Raw genomic sequence first — 17990 nt, 5'->3', positions numbered from 1 at the left:
ATACATAATTTTTTATATTGATTGAGGGAAAAATGAACCTACTCTTAATTTTAAGTTTTTTTATAAACACTCCCGATAGTTTACACAGGATTGTCGGTCCCCTCGGCTTATGGGGTGTATACGATGACTCCGTTTTCAGCGCCCCGGGTGTTCCCGAAAAAACTCCTTTCCAGGATGCTTTTAAGTTTGGCGAGTATTTGTTTTTGAATGTGCCGACGGAAGGGAAATTACCTTTTAAGGACTGGCTCAACAATGCCTGCGAAAAATGGAACGTAGAAAAAGTTGTAGCAATTATAAGACCTCCGTATATGAGCGGTGTCGTTAATTTGCCTTTGGATACGCATCTTTTGACACCTAATTGGCCCCCAGGCATTATTCAGGGAGCCGCAAGAATGTCAAGATTATCAAAAATTTACGGTCAGATATACGGTATAGACATTGACGACTTCTCCGACAGGGGTGGTTTTGATACGGCGAGTGTTCAGGATATCCGCGACGCCTTAAAAGGAAAATACATAGATTCCGCCGGTGTCGTTCATCACGATACGCCCGAGACTACACCCGAACTCAAGTTTTTTACCGTTTTATATCCGGGCAGATTTGGAATTGCGTCCGAATATGTTCGTTATGTGGATGGGTTTAACTTATGGATATACAATCAGAATGCGTATTATGAATATATAGACAAAGCCATAGACAAATATCGCGCGAAATATCCCGGCAAAGAAATCACCTGCGGAATTTATCTCATAAACAACGACTACGGTTGGCAAAGCCCTCAAAGCGTCAGGTATATGTATACGCATCTTTTCGACAGGTATGACGACGGCGATATTAACGGTATAATCCTTTTTGCAGGGTATTGGATAGGTATGCCGCATACTCCGAGGAATAGATGGGAAAGTAACCATATTATAGCGTTATTAGATACGATATATTATCCTTATCTCGGTGAGGGAGAGGGCAAAGTTTATAACCAATCTCATCAACCTCTGGACAGTGTTTTCATCTCCTGTTTTTCCATAGGAAGAGTCTCAAAGGATACGCTTATAAGAAGCAAGAAACGAACTAACTCCGACGGAGCTTATAAGTTAGGGCTATGGGCAGGAAACAGAAAAACGGATTCTACTTTATATTATATAGTCGCGCGAAAAGAAGGATATCTTCCCGATACCGTCTCCGCATGGGTCCCCAGACAAAAGATATCTACCTTCCCCGATATTATTCTTAAATCCAAATAATCCTTATTGAATGAATATCAGGAGTTAAGTTAAATTATGTCTATCTTTAGCGGTTTTGGAAAGAAAAAATCCGGCAATTCAAATGTTAATCCTTACGAAGAAGAAATTCGTTATTCTGATGAGGCAATTACGGCAAACCCGAAAGATTCCAGGGCTTGGTATAACAAAGGTACTGCTTTAGGAAATCTTGGCCGTCTTGAAGAAGCGATTTCCTGTTTCGATGAGGCAATTAAAATAAACCCGCAATACGCAACTGCCTGGGGGAACAAAGGTGTTTCTTTAGGAAGGCTTGGCCGTAACGAAGAAGAACTTCATTGTTATGAAGAGGTAATCAAAATAAACCCAAAAGATGCTCTGGCTTGGTGTAATAAAGGTACTGTTTTAGCTAAACTTGGCCGCACCAAAGAAGAAATTTTTTGTTACGATGAGGCAATCAGGATAAACCCGGGATATGCAAGTGCATGGTACAATAAAGGCACTGCTTTAGGAAAACTTGGTCGTTATGAAGAAGAAATTCGTTGTTACGATGAGGCAATTAAGATAATCCCGGGATATGCGAACGCTTGGTACAACAAAGGTATTGCCTTAGCAAAACTTTGTCGTTATGAAGAAGCGATTCCTTGTTATGATGAGGCACTTAAAATAAATCCGGAAGATGTGGATGCTTTACATAACAAAAGCTTTGCTTTAAAAAATCTCGGTCGTAATAAATAGATTTTGTACCGCGTTCCCTTCTCTGTATTCGGAGTTTACTACAATCTTAATACTACGGTTTATATGTCAAGCCAACCGAAAGAGCCAATGTTTTCAACCAGTTGTTAGTATAACCTCCTCCCGGCCGATCAGGATTGTTTTCATTCCCTTTAGCTCCGCCGCCTATATACCTGGCATTCAAAAAGGTTTGCAGGTGTTTGTTCAGGTTAACTCCCGATTGTATCGAACAATCAAGAATTGCTCCTTCGAAATCGTTTTTGCTCCCGGTTATATATTTGCCCGACGCATAGAATCCGTCTAACTCAGCGCCTACCCAGTATATATTTTTGAAAGGTATTTTTCCTCTGAATTTTAATATTGGAACGGGCCCTATATTACTATTCCTTTTCAACAAAGACTTGTCTTTTGAAGTGAAACTAATGTCGGCATTTCTTATCTGAAAAGATGCGCCTAAAGAAAATTCTTTGTCTCCATTCTTGAAATCATACAAATAACTTATGCGATAAAAAGTAAAACCATACTTAAAATCTACTATCGTGCCTTTTGGAAATAAGAGGGAATCAATCATAATGTCTCTTCTTAAGATTTCTGTCGTTAGAAGGTCAAAAGGTTGTGCTAAAAATATAAGCGAATGTTTTTCCTTAAAATTGATTTCCGCCGTGTAACGCTCATAAGGCAATAATACATCCTGTCCTGCTTCTTTTACATAATTAATCTCGCTTCCATCTATACCAAACTGAATTATATGGCCTAATACGCCGATAAATCCTTTTTCATATGTAAAACTAATATCGGGATTGTTCGAGGTTTTAAGTTCATCTTCAGCAAAAATATTTGTAAAAAATAACCCCAAAAGAGACAACGTCCCTATCAATCTATTCATAATCTTCCCCCTTTTTTATTTTAATTATAGAATATTAGTCTTTTAAAACAATTTTGCAACTTATTTTTAGAAAAGGGAATAAATCTGATTTCTAATCCTTATGTATTCTATCTTTCTAAATTCGTAGAAATAAACCCTTAGTTCGCTTGAGGCGAACTAAGGGTTGGACTTGCAATTCTTATTTTGTTCTCTGCGTACTTTGCGTCTCTGCGGTGAGATTTTCCGTTCTCTATTTCAGTATCACTGTCTTCCGCGTGAAAGTTTTCTGATTGCTTTGCAATCTTATGAAATATACTCCGCTCGATAGTTTTCTGTCGTAATCATTATCCGCATTCCACTGCACGGTATAATACCCGGGCTTATATTCGCCGTTAACGATTGTTTTTACTAACTTGCCGGATATGTCATATACTTTCAAACTTATTTTTTCGGTTGCCGGAACGGAGAACTTTATAAAAGTCGAATTGTATGCCGGGTTTGGATAATTCTGATTCAAGTAAAGAACAACGGGAGCTAAAGGTTTTTCTTCTACGGATATTACCGTAAAGACTTTTGATGCGATATTGTTTGACGTATTACTTTCGGACGGACTAACACCCGAAACCTTAACCCATATCGTATCATTTCCCATTGTCTGTGGTGTCCACATTGCGCTTAATATTGCAGACTTGTTTGCCTCTATGAACATACTGTCGCTCTTGAGTAAATGCAACGAATCCAATCCATTTAGATATATTGATACGAGACAGTTTGCATCTCTTAAAGTATTTTTCACGGTGCAGTTAATCCAGCAGGTATCATTGATTACGGGAGACTCGCTTGTCGTTATATCGTTGCTTGTCACATAAACATCCGTAAGCGTATCCGCTACTACGAACAACGTAATGGCATCACTACTGACAAGTCCTCCGCTGTCTTTTGCGCTAAAAGATATGGTATGCGTTCCAACGGATAACGTCTTGCTTATTGAATTCCCGAATCCAATTGTGTCATCTATGCTTGAAACCCAAACAAGCGAAGATTCCGGTAAAGTCTTTTCTTCCGGGTCGATTGCGCTTCCCGATAATGCGACTATCTGGCTGTGCGAAAAGTTTAAGCTATCGGAAGGTACGCTTATAAATACAAAAGGCGCTTTATTTTGTACGCTGGACGATGAACCCGAAGAATCCGATGCGCTGTTAATCCCGTCCGTTGCGGTTACTTTGAACTTTGCAGTGCTTCCGAGTAAATGTGCGTCTACCATATACGAAGTATCTTCTATGTTAAATACAATTGGAGCCCAATCATCGTCGCTTCCTTTTGAAAATAATGCATATAACAATTTATCCCCGTCGAGGTCGCTTCCGCTCCACACAACTTTTACGCTGTCTCCTATGGAACCTCCGTTTGGAGAAATAAGGTCTACTGAAGGAGGATTAGTGCTGATGGTTCTTTGAAATATAATGTTGGAGTTGTTTTTTAATGCTATTTTATTTGTCCCTGCAGGATATTCAAGAACAACACAATTGGAAAAGACTTCAACTCCTGCCGTAGTGTCCATTTCCCAGAAAGGAGTAGAGAATTTAACGCCGGATAGCGTAGCATTACTTACATTCAAACACTCAAGGCTATAATTTCCGACTGTGCCCGTATCTGTTGCGCCGTTTCCAATCTCATAAAAAGGCAAAGCGAAGACCGAATCGTTTTTGTATATGGAAAGATTTACAAGTAATCTGTTAGTTGCCGTTTTCTGGCTTTTAATTGCTGAAATTGCAGCGTTCAAAGCATTATAATCGCATCTTGGTACCCAGTGCTTTATCGGAAGAGTGTTTCCCATAAAACTATACACGTTGTTGAACTTACTGGCAGTATCCGCGGGATAAACATTATATATGCAACCATCTTTTTTCTTGTTTACCCACCATCCGTTTGTTGCCATATGCCCGTCAGGTTTTCGGACACAATCCCAGTTTTCGTTGCCATCCGGCGGTGGAGGCGTTTTCTCGTAATATTCATCTAAAAGTCCAAAACTGTGTCCCAACTCGTGTGCAGTCCCCCATGAATCGTCCTGGAAATCATTTCTGTAACCAATAAGCGCAGTATAATGGTAAAGTCCCACGGAAGTATAAGCCATAGTACCAACGCTGCCGCCTAAAAAATCCCTCGGCACGATTCCAATGGCAAAAGCATTGCCTGATGTAAGAGCCAGATAAGTCTTGAGATATGATATTGCTCCTGTTTGTGTAAAGGCAAGCCAGCGAACCGAATACCCGCGGAACGTAGACTCGAATTTTATCGGAAATACACCCTCAAGAAAACTTTCGTTATCTGCCGCAAATGTTTCTATCACCGATGACGCAGGTCCGGAACCATCTGACCACCAATCGCCTACACGTAAAGCGGTATAGTAAATTCTCCATTTGGGTGTGGGTGCTTTAAAACCTACTTTGACAGTGTCCTCGTTGTTTTCCGTGTCGTCCCTTTCTTCGCCCAAACCCGGCGTTATCTTAACCGTTACGTCCGAACTACAGGCTGTGGCGGGTAACCCGTTTATATCACTGATAAAACAATTAACCGAGTTTAAGCCTTTTCTGACTTCTTTTATTTTGTCCCAGCATCCTTTGTATTTTACCGAATCGGGATTAGGGTCGGGTGTACAGGGATATCCTCCCAGCCAGGTTTGTATCCCAAATGATGGAAAATCTGTGCTTTTGCTTCGCCCAGGAGAAACAAATACTCTTACTACCGTTGGTCTGGCTGCAAAAAGGTCGGCGCTGTCGATTATTTGCGTTACTATTACGGTATCTACCCTGAAGTCGGGGAGAGGTAGTGTTAACAAATCGTAAGGACAAGTTTTGAATCCCTGGAAATCAACGTCCCCCGATAATTTATCGCCTTCTCCTTTTGGATTGCTATTGTCTTTCGGCCCGCTTGGATATCCCCACCATGAATCTTTGGCGGATATTTTTAAAGCAGAAGTATTTGCTATTGCGTAGCTTTTATTACCACAAAAATTACTGCCGGTTACCACGGGAGCAGCATCTTCCATAGCAAAGATTCCGCAAGTATTATATGCAAATTCGCTTGAAGATACTTGTGGAGAAAAGCTTCCCATACAATATATTCCATATTCGCAGTCTCCGATAAATCCATTTGAAAAAGTTACCGAATTGGTCCCGCCATATTGACTGTAAATCCCAACGGAATCATTCCAGAACCAGGAATTGTAAACTGTAACCGTATTAGTTTTATTTAAGAATAATCCTTTATTTGCGTCGTTTAGTTGTACCCAGTTGAAATCGATACAAGAAGTATCCGCCGTTATGCCTCCCCAGTCACCCATTTTTCCGTCTCCTTCAAATACAATCATATCACTTTGCGTCCCGTTGGCATAAATTGCACTACCGAACATTCCTATATAATAATCTTTGTCAAAGTGAATCTTAACACCTTCCTCTATTCTTAAGGTGCACCCGGGCTGTATTGCAATCCCAAGAACTCCGGTATATGAACTGTCTCTTACAAAAAAGGGACTATATGCTTTTTTCCATGTCGTGTTTCGCATAATCCAGCCACTTACATTGCCAGGTTGGGCAGTAAGTAAATCGGTCTCTCCATCGAGAGAGTCAGTGCCCGGCCAGTACATTTTTATCTGGTACGTATAAGTGCCGGGAGATACGGTTGAATCTCTATATGACCATCCGGTACCGGAATCCCTAAGAAAATAGTCAATTCTTACCCCGTCACGCAGAATTTCATAATCCATAGGCCATAAATAAACAATTCCGAGAGTTATGTCCACTTCACTGTTTCCCTGATAGATTACATATATTGGAGAATCATCCTTTGGTTTTTCCCCTTTTTTTTCTACAACGTGAACCGGCGGTAACTTACTATGTGTATGAAAACTATTTGTTACCCCTAATAAAAGATATATTATTAAACCCGTCATCTTTCCCTCCCCTTCCCGCTTTGGCGGGAAAATCCAATAAAAGAGAATTGAATTCTACTCTGTGTCCTCTATCTTCTCTATGTTTTTGCTTTAATTTTTTTTATTCTTTTAATCTGTGTATATCCGTTTATTCTTTATTTCTTTTTGTTGTAGGGCAAAGCTTTAGCTTTGCGTATTTTATATTATTTTTTTAACTCTAAAAATTTTTTTGTTCTCTTTATCCGTGTATATCCGTGTCTGTTATCCGTGGCAAAATATCTTTTTGTTACTCACCTCAATAATATTGTTTTTCTTGTTGTAATATCGCCTATACCTTTTACGCGAATAAAGTATATACCGGTGGGAACCTTTTCTCCGTTTTGGTTTTTGCCTGTCCAATTAACTGAATGAACCCCGGGTTTTACTTTTTCATCCAATAAAGTTTTTATGTTCTGCCCGGCAAGATTAAATACGCTTATTTTAACTTCTGTCATTTTGGGAACTGAGAACGAAAGTAAAGTAGTTCCCTTGAATGGATTTGGTAAAGGTTTACCAACCCAAAAAACTAAAGGAGTTTTTGTTTCTTCTACGGCAATGGGTTTCCCAAATTCATAACATCCTGTATGCCTTACATCGTGCTTATATGTAGGCCATTCACTGAGTTGTGGATTGCCTCCCCTCGTATTAAAAGCAAAAGTATAATATTTACTGCACCATACTACATCCATACGCCCATCTTTATTCAGGTCAACAAAAGTTCCCGCGGGACTTTCTACACCATCATAAACTTGAGTTAATATACCGCGGGGATAACTTGGGACAAATGTCCCATCCGCATTATAAGCATAAACTATTCCTGAAACAGTGTTTACCATAATTTCCTGCTCAGCGTCACCATCCATATCTCCGATAATTGGAGACGTTGCAAGATTCATATAAATTGTATCAGGCCATCCCGGAACAAAAGTTCCGTCCTGGTTAAATACGGAAATAATAGAGCCTTCACCACAGAAAGTTGTAATAACAACTTCAAGAAGAGAATCGCTATCTAAGTTTCCTAATGTAGGCGATTGGAATACTCCCGGTTTGAACCCAATTTCTATGGGTATAGGAGTCCAGCCTGTGAAGACGGTCCCATCTTTTTTTAGAATATAAAGTTTTTCTGATGTGGCAACGACTATTTCAAGTTCCCCGTCTTTGTCTATATCACCAAGAGTAGGTGTCAGAACTTTGCCGTCCAAAGTAACAGGCCAACCGGGAAGCGAAGACCCATCACCGTTTACTGCCCATATCTTGCCTGTACTGTCTCCGAATACTATTTCCATCAAAGAATCCGAATCTAAATTTCCAACCGCAGCAGTTAGAATCCCGGGGGTGTACTTTGGCCATCCCGAAAGGATTTGTGTGCTGCCGGATATTGCATAGATACTATCATTTGAAGAACAATGAATTATTTCCAGGCATTCCGTAGTGTCTATTTGTGCAAGTACCGGAGGACTATTTAGTATCCCCGGTATCGGTAAAGGGAAACCTACAACGGGCTTCCATGTACCCAAAACCCCGGATATATAATGTATCGCAAACAGAGAATCGCTGCTTGACATGACAAATTCGTCATACCCCTCATAATAATTAGTAATGTTTCCTATGGAAGGTTCGGTTAAATTGCCTGTGTCAAGAGCTGAGGCCCAATGAGTAGTACCGCCACCACCGGAACCGAAGACATAACATCCGGTAGGGACACTAATAAAAACCTCCAAATCGTTATCCCTGTCAATGTCATATACTACGGGAGAATTGCATCCTGCGTGCCACGCTATAGGCCATCCCGAGAGGAAAAATTGCTGGAACTTTACCTGGATTTGGTCTGCTCCCTCTGACCCTACATATAATCTAAGTGTATAAGTAGAGTCAGGAATCATTCCGGCAGGATTTAACGTCCCAAGCATTCCTCTTCTAACCGGGAGAGTGCCTCCGCTATCTAATGTAATTCCTGCAGTATCCCAGCTTGTAGGTGCTGCGCCTAATCCGTATTTGATATTGTAATATGTGAAATTCGGATGTGCCGCATTACCCATAATATATACGGGTTTATCCATTCTGAGAACGTCTCCATTCTTTGGCATCATCAGGAGACAATTATCAACGAGAAGGTTGCCGGTCTCTGCATAAAAAGTATCTGCTCCGTTTACGGTTAATCTGACGGTATATGTCCCGGTATTAAGTCCATCAAGGTTCCATAATGCAAGAGTATCCCACAGAACTTCACTTGTTCCGCCATTTTTTATGTTCATCATACCTACGGTATCCCACCCTCCCGTGCCTTTTGATTCAACTTTATAACTGGTAAAGTTTTTTCCTGCAGCACAGCCCAATACCAGCACTGTATCTCCTTCAGCGCATGTTTTTACGGAAATTAAAGCTACTTCACAATTTTTAGCCTGGAAATATACTCTTGAGTTTGTTGTCCTGCCCGTTGAATCTTTGACAACAAGCTTTATAGTAACAGTAGAATCTTCGGGTAATACTCTTGTATCAATATAACAAAGAGTATCATTTGTTACGGGCGTATAAAATGTATCCGATATGGAAACCCATACGGAAGGATTTGTTCCAAGCCCGTATTCTATGTGATAATTAAAAAAAGTTGCTCCCGCCATATCTCCTGCTTTGGCAGTTCCTATTATTCCCGCAGTGCCATAGTTATGGGGAATTGAAGATATGTTTGCAACCGGAGCGCTATATTCTGTTATAATAGGTGTCTCCGGGTCGCCTAAAAAGTTAAGCTCAAAATAACACCATCTCATAGTTCCGGTGGCTGATATTGAAGATGATAAATCTTCTTTCGCATCCTGTAATGCGTTTCCTAAGTTAGTTATCTTTTCAGTGAATAAAGCGTCAAAAAATTCCCTGTCAAATTTTTCCCCGGGACCTTCGTAAGAACCTACTCCATACCATCCGTATCTTGAATCCCCTATATAAGCAAATGCGCCGTGTTCCGCAAATATAAAGTTTTCCGAAAATGCCCCTCCGCTCCCGGACGTAGCATTATCAAAGGCATTAGTATAACATCCTTGCGAATATAATAGGAAATATTCCGTATTGGTTAATCCGTGTACATTTGCCCATCCAGCAAACATTATATTCCAGTTGGCATGTCCAAGGTGATTTACGATATAAGGATTTGCATTCAAACGGGATTCAATACTGTCGAGTACTATACCTGCACCCATTTCCGGGTCATATAGTCGTGTTATATTGCATTGCGGCATAAGAGAAACTACCGCATCTTTTTTCATTCCTCCCGTGGTAGATGCATCTAACTGTTCTCCTACAAAAAGAGCCTGGTTGAGATAATTTGCGTCAGGCGCGCTTTCGCAATGAAGCAGTTTGTTTATATAATTATGTGCTTCTTCAGGCGTATCTACGGTAACTCTCCCGACTGCAATTTCGGAAAGCAAATCTGCTTCCTCGCCTGCCGTTCCCGTTCCTCCACCTGATACGTCTCCTTCTCCATAAGCACCGTCGCCGTCTGTATCCCAGTTCCCGTCAAGTCCCGAATAATAAAGGTCACAGGGCATAGTAGAATCTAAGAATGCGATTGTGCCATCCGTAGACCATCCGAAACATCCCCTGATGGGAATAACATCTTCATCCCCGCCAAGAACTACCCATTTTAGCGGATGCGCTGTTGCGCTCCATGTTGTATAGCAGTCTTTTATGAAATTTCTGATTTTCTCCTGGTTGTCTACTCCGGTAAAATTCGCATATATTGAATCCGTTGTGAATACGTGCGCTTCCAATCCTCTTGAAATCTTCCAGTTTACAATCCTTTGAAAACTGTCTCTCAAAGCCGCATTGGTTATAATTATATAATCGTAAGGAGGTGTGGAACTCTTGGAATTGAAAGTTCCAAACCCGGAAGAATATGATGATAAAGTATTTTTGTTTTCTACCATATTTCTTACTCTGGTGAGAGTTTGATTGTTTGAAAGAAGCATTTTTCTCTGCTCGTCTGCGATTGTGAAATTATCTGTCAGAGTTATCTCTATTTTTATGTTTTTATAATAAAATAATTTCCCTTCGCTAGGAATATATTGAACGGGATATAACCTGCAAATTAGTATGTCATATCCTGAAACCCTTTGAACGGTGTAAGATGACGATATCTTCTCAGGATAGGGGAATGACTGGGAATAAATTTTGTAATCTTTTACGGTATTTATTTTTGCATTGCTTGAAAAAGTAGGAGCTATCGGACTACCGGGCTCGACGTTATAATATCCGGTTATTGTTTCTTCTCCCCGGGGGATAAACTTAATACCTATAACCTTCTTGCCATAGGGGATAAGAATATTTACCGACTTGAATGGCAAAACGGGTTTACCCGGCTCTACCCACTCTTTCAGGTCTTGTATTGAAATACGGTCGCTTCCTCCTATGGATTTGCCTTTTTCTACCGTAGGTCTTTGGAAAGCGTAATCAAATGTTATGACCTCTGCTCCTGCGCTTATGCAGAAAAAAAACACTGCTAAAAAAATTATCTTTTTCATATAATATCCTCCTTAAAATAATAGTTACTTTAAAGTCCCAAAAATTAACTTTTTATCCCAAAAGGCAACATATAATTTAAAATACAAGTGTCAATAAAAAAACGGTTTTAAGCAAAACAAATATTGACAATCAAGATTTCATATTATAAACAATCTTCAATAGTGGTTTAAGAAAACATGAATATATTTTTTGTCTTATTTTGCATAAATGCGTTACAAAAACCTGTCGGTCCTCTTGGGGTATGGTGTTCAAGCAATGGTGTCGTTTTTAATGCGCCGGGCATTCCCGAAAGCACTTACGTCCAGGATGCTTTTAAGTTCGGGGATTTTTGGAATGTAAATAGACCGGGTGATTGTGGGTTGACTTTTAAAAACTGGATTGATAGCGCTTGTGAAAGTTGGAATGTAGAAAGATATACCGGAGTTATACTGCCCCCGAGCGAAAATGGTGTGATTAATGTCCCGTCGGACACTAATGTTTTTATGCCTAAATCGCCTCCCGGTATGATTCAGGGAGCTGCAAGATTTTCAAGACTGTCGAAAATATACGGACAGATATACGGAGTAAACATTGATGACTTTGAAGGACTGGATACATCGGTCGTTCACGACATCAGAGATGCCCTTAGAGGAAAATACGTTGATTCCGCAGGTGTCGTTTATCATAACACGCCTGAAACTACGCCTGAACTTAAAATGTTTGTCGTTATATACCCCGGTAGAAAAAAGCTTTCAACTATTTTTGCTCCTTATATAGACGGAATTAACTTGTGGATATATAACCAGAATGCTTATTCAAAATACACTGACCAGGCCATAGATAAATTTCATTCTAAATTCCCGGGCAAAGAGATTAATTTTGGCGTTTATATACTAAACAATGATTATGGATGGACATCCCCGGGGTGTCTGAATTATATGTATAAAACTCTTTTTAATAGATACGACAATGGAGATATTAACGGGATAATTCTTTTTGCGGGCCCCTGGGTAGTTACTTCTAATACACCAAGGGATAAGTGGAATGATAATCATATTACGGCTTTGCTGGATACGATATATTATCCTTATCTTGGCGAATGCGAAGGCAAAGTCTATAACCAAGCGCATCAACCTCTGGACAGCGTTTTTATTTCTTGTTTTACCATAGGAAGAGTCTCAAAGGATACACTTATACGAAGCAAGAAACGAACGAACAAAGAAGGAGTTTATCACTGCGGCTTGTGGGCAGGGAACAGAAATACGGATTCTACTTTGTATTATGTAGTAGCGAAGAAAGAAGGGTACGTCCCCGATACCGTCTCCGCATGGATATCGAGGCAAAAACAAACTACTTTCCCCGATATCATTCTGAAAGTTAAATAATATTTCTCTAATTTGTCATTCCCGCGAAAGCGGGAATCCATTGTTTTCCCTGATTTTCTGATAATCTGATTCCCTGCCTACTGATATTCGGATAACCTGATATACTATTTCTCCCCTTCCCCTAATAACTAATATCCTATTAACGAATTCCTTTCCCCGACATTCTCCTTAAATCCAAATAATATAAGACTTTGTTTATTCTGTCATTCTGAACGTAGTGAAGAATCTCCCTGTAGTATAGGTTCGTCTATTTCGTTGGGGAGGTAGTCCGCCTTAGGTTGGAACTCATACAATTTGTAAGGAACGGGGTATATTTATGAAAACCTTTAAAAAAAGAAGCGCAGGATTTTATCTCCCGCGCTTCTTTTTAAAATTTCAGAATTTGAATTATTTGCTTTTCTGCAGTTTTTCCAATTCCCTTACCGTATTTATGTTCACGCCTTTCACCGGGTTTGCCAGATCCTGGTCTATGCTCGGTTCATTAAATGATTTGGCTAAAGCGTCCCAGAGATTACAGCGGGTAACATCGTATGCGCAGAAGACTACAAGCCCTTTCCCGCCGCCATCACGTACTGCTTTTATCGTGCTTGTCAATATTTCTTCAGGATAAAACCCTTTTGGTGCATTTGTTAATAAAATCGCAACTTTGGCATCCAAACTGTCGATTACCTGATTGAGCTTTATCGTATCTTTTTCAGCTAAATTCTTTATACCTGCGCTTATTTCCTTATCCAATGCCGGTGCTACTTTGACTAAGTTTTTATGGATTTCTTTGAAGTTCTTTTGTATCGCTTCCATTTCATCGGTTTTCTTTTCTTTCATATTCTTTAAGCTTTTTCTCATCTCGTATATGGGTTTGCCTATGTCACCGTAAATATAAGCGATATCAATTCCCATAGATATATTTGTTACGCCTTCACACCATTTGTTGCTGTATCTTGTATATTCCCCTAAAAACTTCTGGAATGTCGGCAAATCTCCTGCAAAATGACTCTTATAAGCCATCGGCATAACGATATCAACGTATGGAGCAAAATCCGTCCATCTTTGTCCTATATTTCTTCCGCTGAGCGCAGGATTCTTGAAAACGGCTGCCGAAAATTGTATGTTCGGTTTTATCTTATGCGCTGCTTCCCATGCTTCGCGGGCAAATTTTGTAATCTGGTCACACCTGTATTCATAATAAAAATAATCCAAATCTGATGGACCACCTTTCATTGAGCTCCCCTTGAAGATAAAATCTACTTTTTCGGCTCTGGTCATTTTATTCCAGTTGGCAGGTTTAATTGTATTATCCTGTGACCAATTTGATATCCAGATAGGTAATTTTTGAACTGCTTCAATCTGTGTATCGGGTTTGCATTCATAATAAAGATGATTATATTTTAAGAAATTCTCAAGACAGTAATCGCAAAAGCAATAACCGTCAGGAGAAACGTCGCCGGGGTATCTTATGTAATCGTGATGGATTCCGTCAACGTCGTAATTAGTTACTATTTCTTCTATCATAGGAATTAACCACTGGTCTGTATATCCTTTCCTTTGTGCCGGGCACATCCATAAAATAAAATATGGTGTATTATTAGTTAGAAATTCCGATGTGGTAGGTTTTCCGTCTTTATTAAGCATTGCCCATTCGGGATGTTCTTTGTACGCAGGCAAGTTTGCCTCATCTGTAAAATCACATAACCATGCGTGAACACGAATACCGTTTTTGTGGGATTCTGCTATTAGTTCTTTTAATGGGTCAAATCCCTGTTCAAATTTCTTTTTGAAATCATCGGGAATGGCTCCTGAAAATTTCTTACTATCCCATAAAACCTTACCGTAAAGCTTCATACAAGGAATTATTAAATTTATATTTGCTTTCTTGCAATTAGCAACGAGACTTTTTACCGATGCCATATCCTGTAAGTCGGCTGTTGGATGTATCCAGATTGCTCTTCCTTCCACCTTTGGTGTTTTAGGTGTTTGTGAAAAAATATTCTTAGGCGATAAAGCAACCGTAAGAAGTAAAAACAAAAATGCCCCTTTCCTCATTTTCTCCTCCTTAGTTGGACTTTCCCGCTTTAGCGGGATTAGACCAACTTATCTGGTCTTTTCTAGGTTAGTTGGTCTTTGCGACGTAGTCGCTTAGAGCAACTTATCCAGCTCAGCTGGATTTCTTTGTTAGTATGGTTATTGTAGGGAGCAAGCGTGCTACCCCCTGCAAGCAATAAAGTGGCATCTTAATTCAAAAAAAAATTAATGTCAATCTTTTTGAATTGACAGAGTTTGTTTTTATGTTAAAGTTTTTTTAATTATGTTTAAAATCGGAGTTTCTAAAATAGATATTACGCCTCCCGTTGGATTAGATTTACAGGGGTTTGTTGCAAGAGAAGGATGTTCGGTCGGAGTGCACAGTAAGCTTTTTACAAAAGCATTGGTAATTGAGTATAAAGGGAAAATAAATCTTATTGTTAATTGCGACCTTTTGGCAGTAAACGAAAAACTGGCATTAGATATTAAGACTAAAATAGAAAAAGAATGTGGCATTAAAAAAGAAAACATTATAATTTTTGCTACACATACTCACTCTGGCCCTGCTACCGTATTCTTAAGGAAATGCGGAGAACCTGATTCCAAATATATAAACTTATTAAAAGAGAAAATCGCAACCTGTGTATCTTCGGCGAATAAAAAGAAAAAAGAAGCTGTTATCGGTATTGGCAAGGGGAAAGTACAGATAGGAATCAACAGACGGGAAAAGAAAGGCAAAGAGATGATTATTGGTGAAAACCCCAACGGTCCGATAGACACGGAATTAAGCGTTATAAAAATTGATACTTCTGCAGGAAAACCGATTGCTTTAATTGTAAATTATTCCTGTCATCCCGTTATTCTTGGTCCTGAAAACCGCCATATATCTGGAGATTATCCTGCATTTGCAACGGATTTCATAGAAAAAAACACCGGCGCGCCTGCATTGTTTATAACGGGAGCTTCCGCGAATATAAACCCAATTTCCGGAGTTACTAATTCGTTTAAGGAAGTCGAGAGATTAGGTAAAAAGATTGCGTTAGAAACATTAAGAATTAAAGATAAAATTAAAACTAAGCCTGTTAATTATTTCAAAACTGCAAACTATGTGCTTCAGCTTTCTGCCGGTTTCTTATCACGTAAAGAAATCGAAAAAGAAAAGAAAGCATTTGCAAAAGAGAAAACCCTTGAAACAAGAGCTAAATCGGAATGGGCGCAACTGGCGCTAAAAGAAATATCCGGCAAAAAGAACCCGCCTAAAATAAATCTTGAACTTAATGCTCTGGCTGTCAATGATATTGTGTTTTCAACGTTTCCTGTTGAGTTATTTGTAGAAGTAGGGCTTAATATCAAGAAGAAATCCAAATTTCCGAATACGATTATAGGTTGTTATGCGAATGGATGTGTCGGGTATGTTCCTACAAAAAAGGAATACCTAAAGAAAGGTTATGAAATAGAAGATTCATATAAGTATTTTGGAATTTACCCCCTTGCCCCGGGGACAGGTGAACTCCTGCAAAAAATCGCCCTCAAACTAATAAATAACCTGAAGTAAATTCCTTATTCACGCAAGTTCAGCGGAGAGTCGGATAATAATCCTTAAATAAAACAGCAGGTTAAGCTCTCATAACAGAATGAAAATTAGTTTTACTTTAATGCTTTCAAAAGTTTTTTAAACAATCCCAAATAGTTAAGCAGACGAGAATATACTTCTTCAGCATATTCCTCTTTATATAAATGGGTAGTTAAATTACGGTCATTTAGCATATTTAACCATATCTCATCGTAATCAATCAAGTTTAATTGGAATGCACTTTTGAAACACTCTTTCGGAGAATAACATTCAATTCCCTGTCCATTAGCATATACCTTAATTGATTTCCACGCCAAATCAAAACATAACTCAAATCTTTTAATAGCAGAATCACGAATAACTCCGGTTCCCGTCATAGCAGGACATTCCGTTTTTTCTAAAGCTAAAACTTCTTCTAACCGATTAATAGCTTTGTCAAAGCTTTCTAAAATATAAATGTCAGACATATTCGGAGTATTTTAAAGCCTCTTTCTCAAATTTTTTAGAAACATCGCTAAAATCAACAAAGTCTATTTTATAAAGAGTAGAAATTTGTTCTAATTCATCTTCAATAAGAATTTTTATTCCTGCAGGAATTGTTTTAGGTCCTTTTATGCCAATGTCAATATCTGCATGAGTGGAATTATTTCCTCTGACTCTTGACCCGAAAAAGAAAATATGATATAAAGATATGTCCAGATACTTACTAATGATTTTTATAATTTCTTCCTTTAACTTTTCAACAGAATAATGCTCAAGATTCATACTGTATTGATATATAACATAACTCTCTAAAGTCAAGAACTAATTCGTATGTCGTTAAGGTAAGTTCTATTTTCAAAGATATACAGGATATATATTTAGGCTTTTTGTAATAAACAAATGGGGGCTGTAAAATAGAAGAAATCCAAATTCCCTAATACGATTATAGGATGTTATGCAAATGGATGTGTCGGGTATGTTCCTACAAAAAAGGAATACCTAAAGAAAGGTTATGAAATAGAAGATTCGTATAAGTATTTTGGAATTTACCCCCTTGCCCCGGGAACAGGGGAACTCCTGCAAAAAATCGCCCTCAAATTAATAAATAATCTGAAGTAAGTGATTCCTTACATATAGGGTAGTACACAACCTGATATATATCTTCCTGATTCCGAGCATAGAAAAGCAATTCCCTCGGCAATGTCCTGCGGGGAGACATTCTGTCGTTCAATCCATTTTTTTTCGCGGTTACACTGGTCAATCGCTTCTTTCAGGGTTTCAATAGCGGAAACAGGCCCGGGACCAATAATATTCAAGGTTACTCCATTCTTCCATGCCTCATCTCGTGCCAGAAACATAGCATTTGTCCTTGCTGCTTTTCCCACATTATAAGAATATGATGGACAGTTATAAGGTGGCATAAGCGATATTGCAATTATTCTTCCCCATTTTTGCTTATACATACCCGGCAATACAAGGGGCATCAAATTGTAAATTGGCGCTAACTCGTTATGTGTATCTTCTAATGCACCGGCAGTGTTAAGCTTTTCTATTGACTCAGGATGCCATCCGGCACCGGGGCCTATTATGCAGATATCAATTTGCCCGAACTGTTTTATGGTTTCCTCAACCAGTTTCTCGCATCCTTCCGTTTCAAAGACATCAGCAGGGACGGCTATCGCACTACCACCATGATTTTTGATGTGACTGACTATTTCATTTGCATTTTCTTTACTTGAGCGATAGATAG

11 protein-coding genes are annotated in these 17990 nt (G+C 39.1%); 4 read left to right on the top strand and 7 right to left on the bottom strand.

All coding sequences use genetic code 11. The features are described 5' to 3' along the window. Positions 1 to 32 precede the first annotated feature (32 nt). Together WC614_07230 and WC614_07225 are read left to right on the top strand one after the other, a co-directional pair. Complete coding sequence (locus tag WC614_07230) at positions 33 to 1241, top strand: hypothetical protein (protein MFA5032795.1); 1209 nt, start codon at positions 33 to 35, stop codon at positions 1239 to 1241. Between the two features lie 36 nt (positions 1242 to 1277). Next, positions 1278 to 1955, top strand: a complete 678-nt coding sequence (locus WC614_07225; protein MFA5032794.1) for a tetratricopeptide repeat protein — start codon at positions 1278 to 1280, stop codon at positions 1953 to 1955. Between the two features lie 52 nt (positions 1956 to 2007). On the opposite strand, the gene WC614_07220 is transcribed toward WC614_07225, so the two are convergent. The 3 genes from WC614_07220 to WC614_07210 form a co-directional block, all read right to left on the bottom strand. Further along, complete coding sequence (locus WC614_07220; protein ID MFA5032793.1) at positions 2008 to 2838, bottom strand: hypothetical protein; 831 nt, start codon at positions 2836 to 2838, stop codon at positions 2008 to 2010. A gap of 229 nt (positions 2839 to 3067) precedes the next feature. Further along, positions 3068 to 6769: a T9SS type A sorting domain-containing protein gene (locus WC614_07215; protein MFA5032792.1), complete on the bottom strand. Its 3702-nt coding sequence runs from the start codon at positions 6767 to 6769 to the stop codon at positions 3068 to 3070. A 269-nt stretch (positions 6770 to 7038) separates the two neighbouring features. Then, entirely contained in the window at positions 7039 to 11301 is a 4263-nt protein-coding gene (locus WC614_07210) for a C25 family cysteine peptidase (GenBank protein MFA5032791.1), read from the bottom strand. Between the two features lie 177 nt (positions 11302 to 11478). Between WC614_07210 and WC614_07205 the strand changes: the two genes are divergently transcribed. After that, a complete protein-coding gene (locus tag WC614_07205; GenBank protein MFA5032790.1) occupies positions 11479 to 12666 on the top strand; it encodes a hypothetical protein in 1188 nt (395 codons plus the stop codon). Between the two features lie 387 nt (positions 12667 to 13053). Here WC614_07205 and WC614_07200 read toward each other — a convergent pair whose 3' ends face one another. Then, positions 13054 to 14706, bottom strand: coding sequence for a family 10 glycosylhydrolase (locus WC614_07200; protein MFA5032789.1), 1653 nt, complete (start codon positions 14704 to 14706; stop codon positions 13054 to 13056). 262 nt (positions 14707 to 14968) lie between these two features. On the opposite strand from WC614_07200, the gene WC614_07195 reads away from it, so the two are divergent. Next, positions 14969 to 16240 (top strand): neutral/alkaline non-lysosomal ceramidase N-terminal domain-containing protein, encoded by a 1272-nt coding sequence (locus WC614_07195; GenBank protein MFA5032788.1) that lies wholly within the window; start codon positions 14969 to 14971, stop codon positions 16238 to 16240. A 92-nt stretch (positions 16241 to 16332) separates the two neighbouring features. On the opposite strand, the gene WC614_07190 is transcribed toward WC614_07195, so the two are convergent. The 3 genes from WC614_07190 to WC614_07180 all read right to left on the bottom strand — a co-directional run. Beyond that, positions 16333 to 16725, bottom strand: coding sequence for an HI0074 family nucleotidyltransferase substrate-binding subunit (locus WC614_07190; protein MFA5032787.1), 393 nt, complete (start codon positions 16723 to 16725; stop codon positions 16333 to 16335). Further along, entirely contained in the window at positions 16718 to 17023 is a 306-nt protein-coding gene (locus tag WC614_07185) for a nucleotidyltransferase domain-containing protein (protein ID MFA5032786.1), read from the bottom strand. The genes WC614_07190 and WC614_07185 overlap by 8 nt, the downstream gene beginning before the upstream one ends. Positions 17024 to 17367: 344 nt before the next feature. Continuing rightward, the coding region (locus tag WC614_07180) for an SDR family oxidoreductase (GenBank protein ID MFA5032785.1) at positions 17368 to 17990 on the bottom strand (623 nt) is incomplete at its 5' end.

The sequence above is a fragment of the bacterium genome (assembly GCA_041649255.1).
Taxonomy (GTDB): domain Bacteria; phylum Hydrothermota; class UBA3073; order JACQXS01; family JAQTXJ01; genus JAQTXJ01.
The sequence above is the reverse complement of the archived record's forward strand: the minus strand, read 5'-3'. Positions and strand labels throughout refer to the sequence as shown.

What these genes read in the sequence shown, in the direction of transcription:
- WC614_07230 (MFA5032795.1), top strand. Translation starts at nt 33, where the DNA reads ATGAACCTACTCTTAATTTTAAGTTTTTTTATAAACACTCCCGATAGT.
- WC614_07205 (MFA5032790.1), top strand. Translation starts at nt 11,479, where the DNA reads ATGAATATATTTTTTGTCTTATTTTGCATAAATGCGTTACAAAAACCT.
- WC614_07195 (MFA5032788.1), top strand. Translation starts at nt 14,969, where the DNA reads ATGTTTAAAATCGGAGTTTCTAAAATAGATATTACGCCTCCCGTTGGA.
- WC614_07220 (MFA5032793.1), bottom strand. Translation starts at nt 2,838, where the DNA reads ATGAATAGATTGATAGGGACGTTGTCTCTTTTGGGGTTATTTTTTACA.
- WC614_07185 (MFA5032786.1), bottom strand. Translation starts at nt 17,023, where the DNA reads ATGAATCTTGAGCATTATTCTGTTGAAAAGTTAAAGGAAGAAATTATA.
- WC614_07200 (MFA5032789.1), bottom strand. Translation starts at nt 14,706, where the DNA reads ATGAGGAAAGGGGCATTTTTGTTTTTACTTCTTACGGTTGCTTTATCG.
- WC614_07190 (MFA5032787.1), bottom strand. Translation starts at nt 16,725, where the DNA reads ATGTCTGACATTTATATTTTAGAAAGCTTTGACAAAGCTATTAATCGG.
- WC614_07215 (MFA5032792.1), bottom strand. Translation starts at nt 6,769, where the DNA reads ATGACGGGTTTAATAATATATCTTTTATTAGGGGTAACAAATAGTTTT.
- WC614_07225 (MFA5032794.1), top strand. Translation starts at nt 1,278, where the DNA reads ATGTCTATCTTTAGCGGTTTTGGAAAGAAAAAATCCGGCAATTCAAAT.
- WC614_07210 (MFA5032791.1), bottom strand. Translation starts at nt 11,301, where the DNA reads ATGAAAAAGATAATTTTTTTAGCAGTGTTTTTTTTCTGCATAAGCGCA.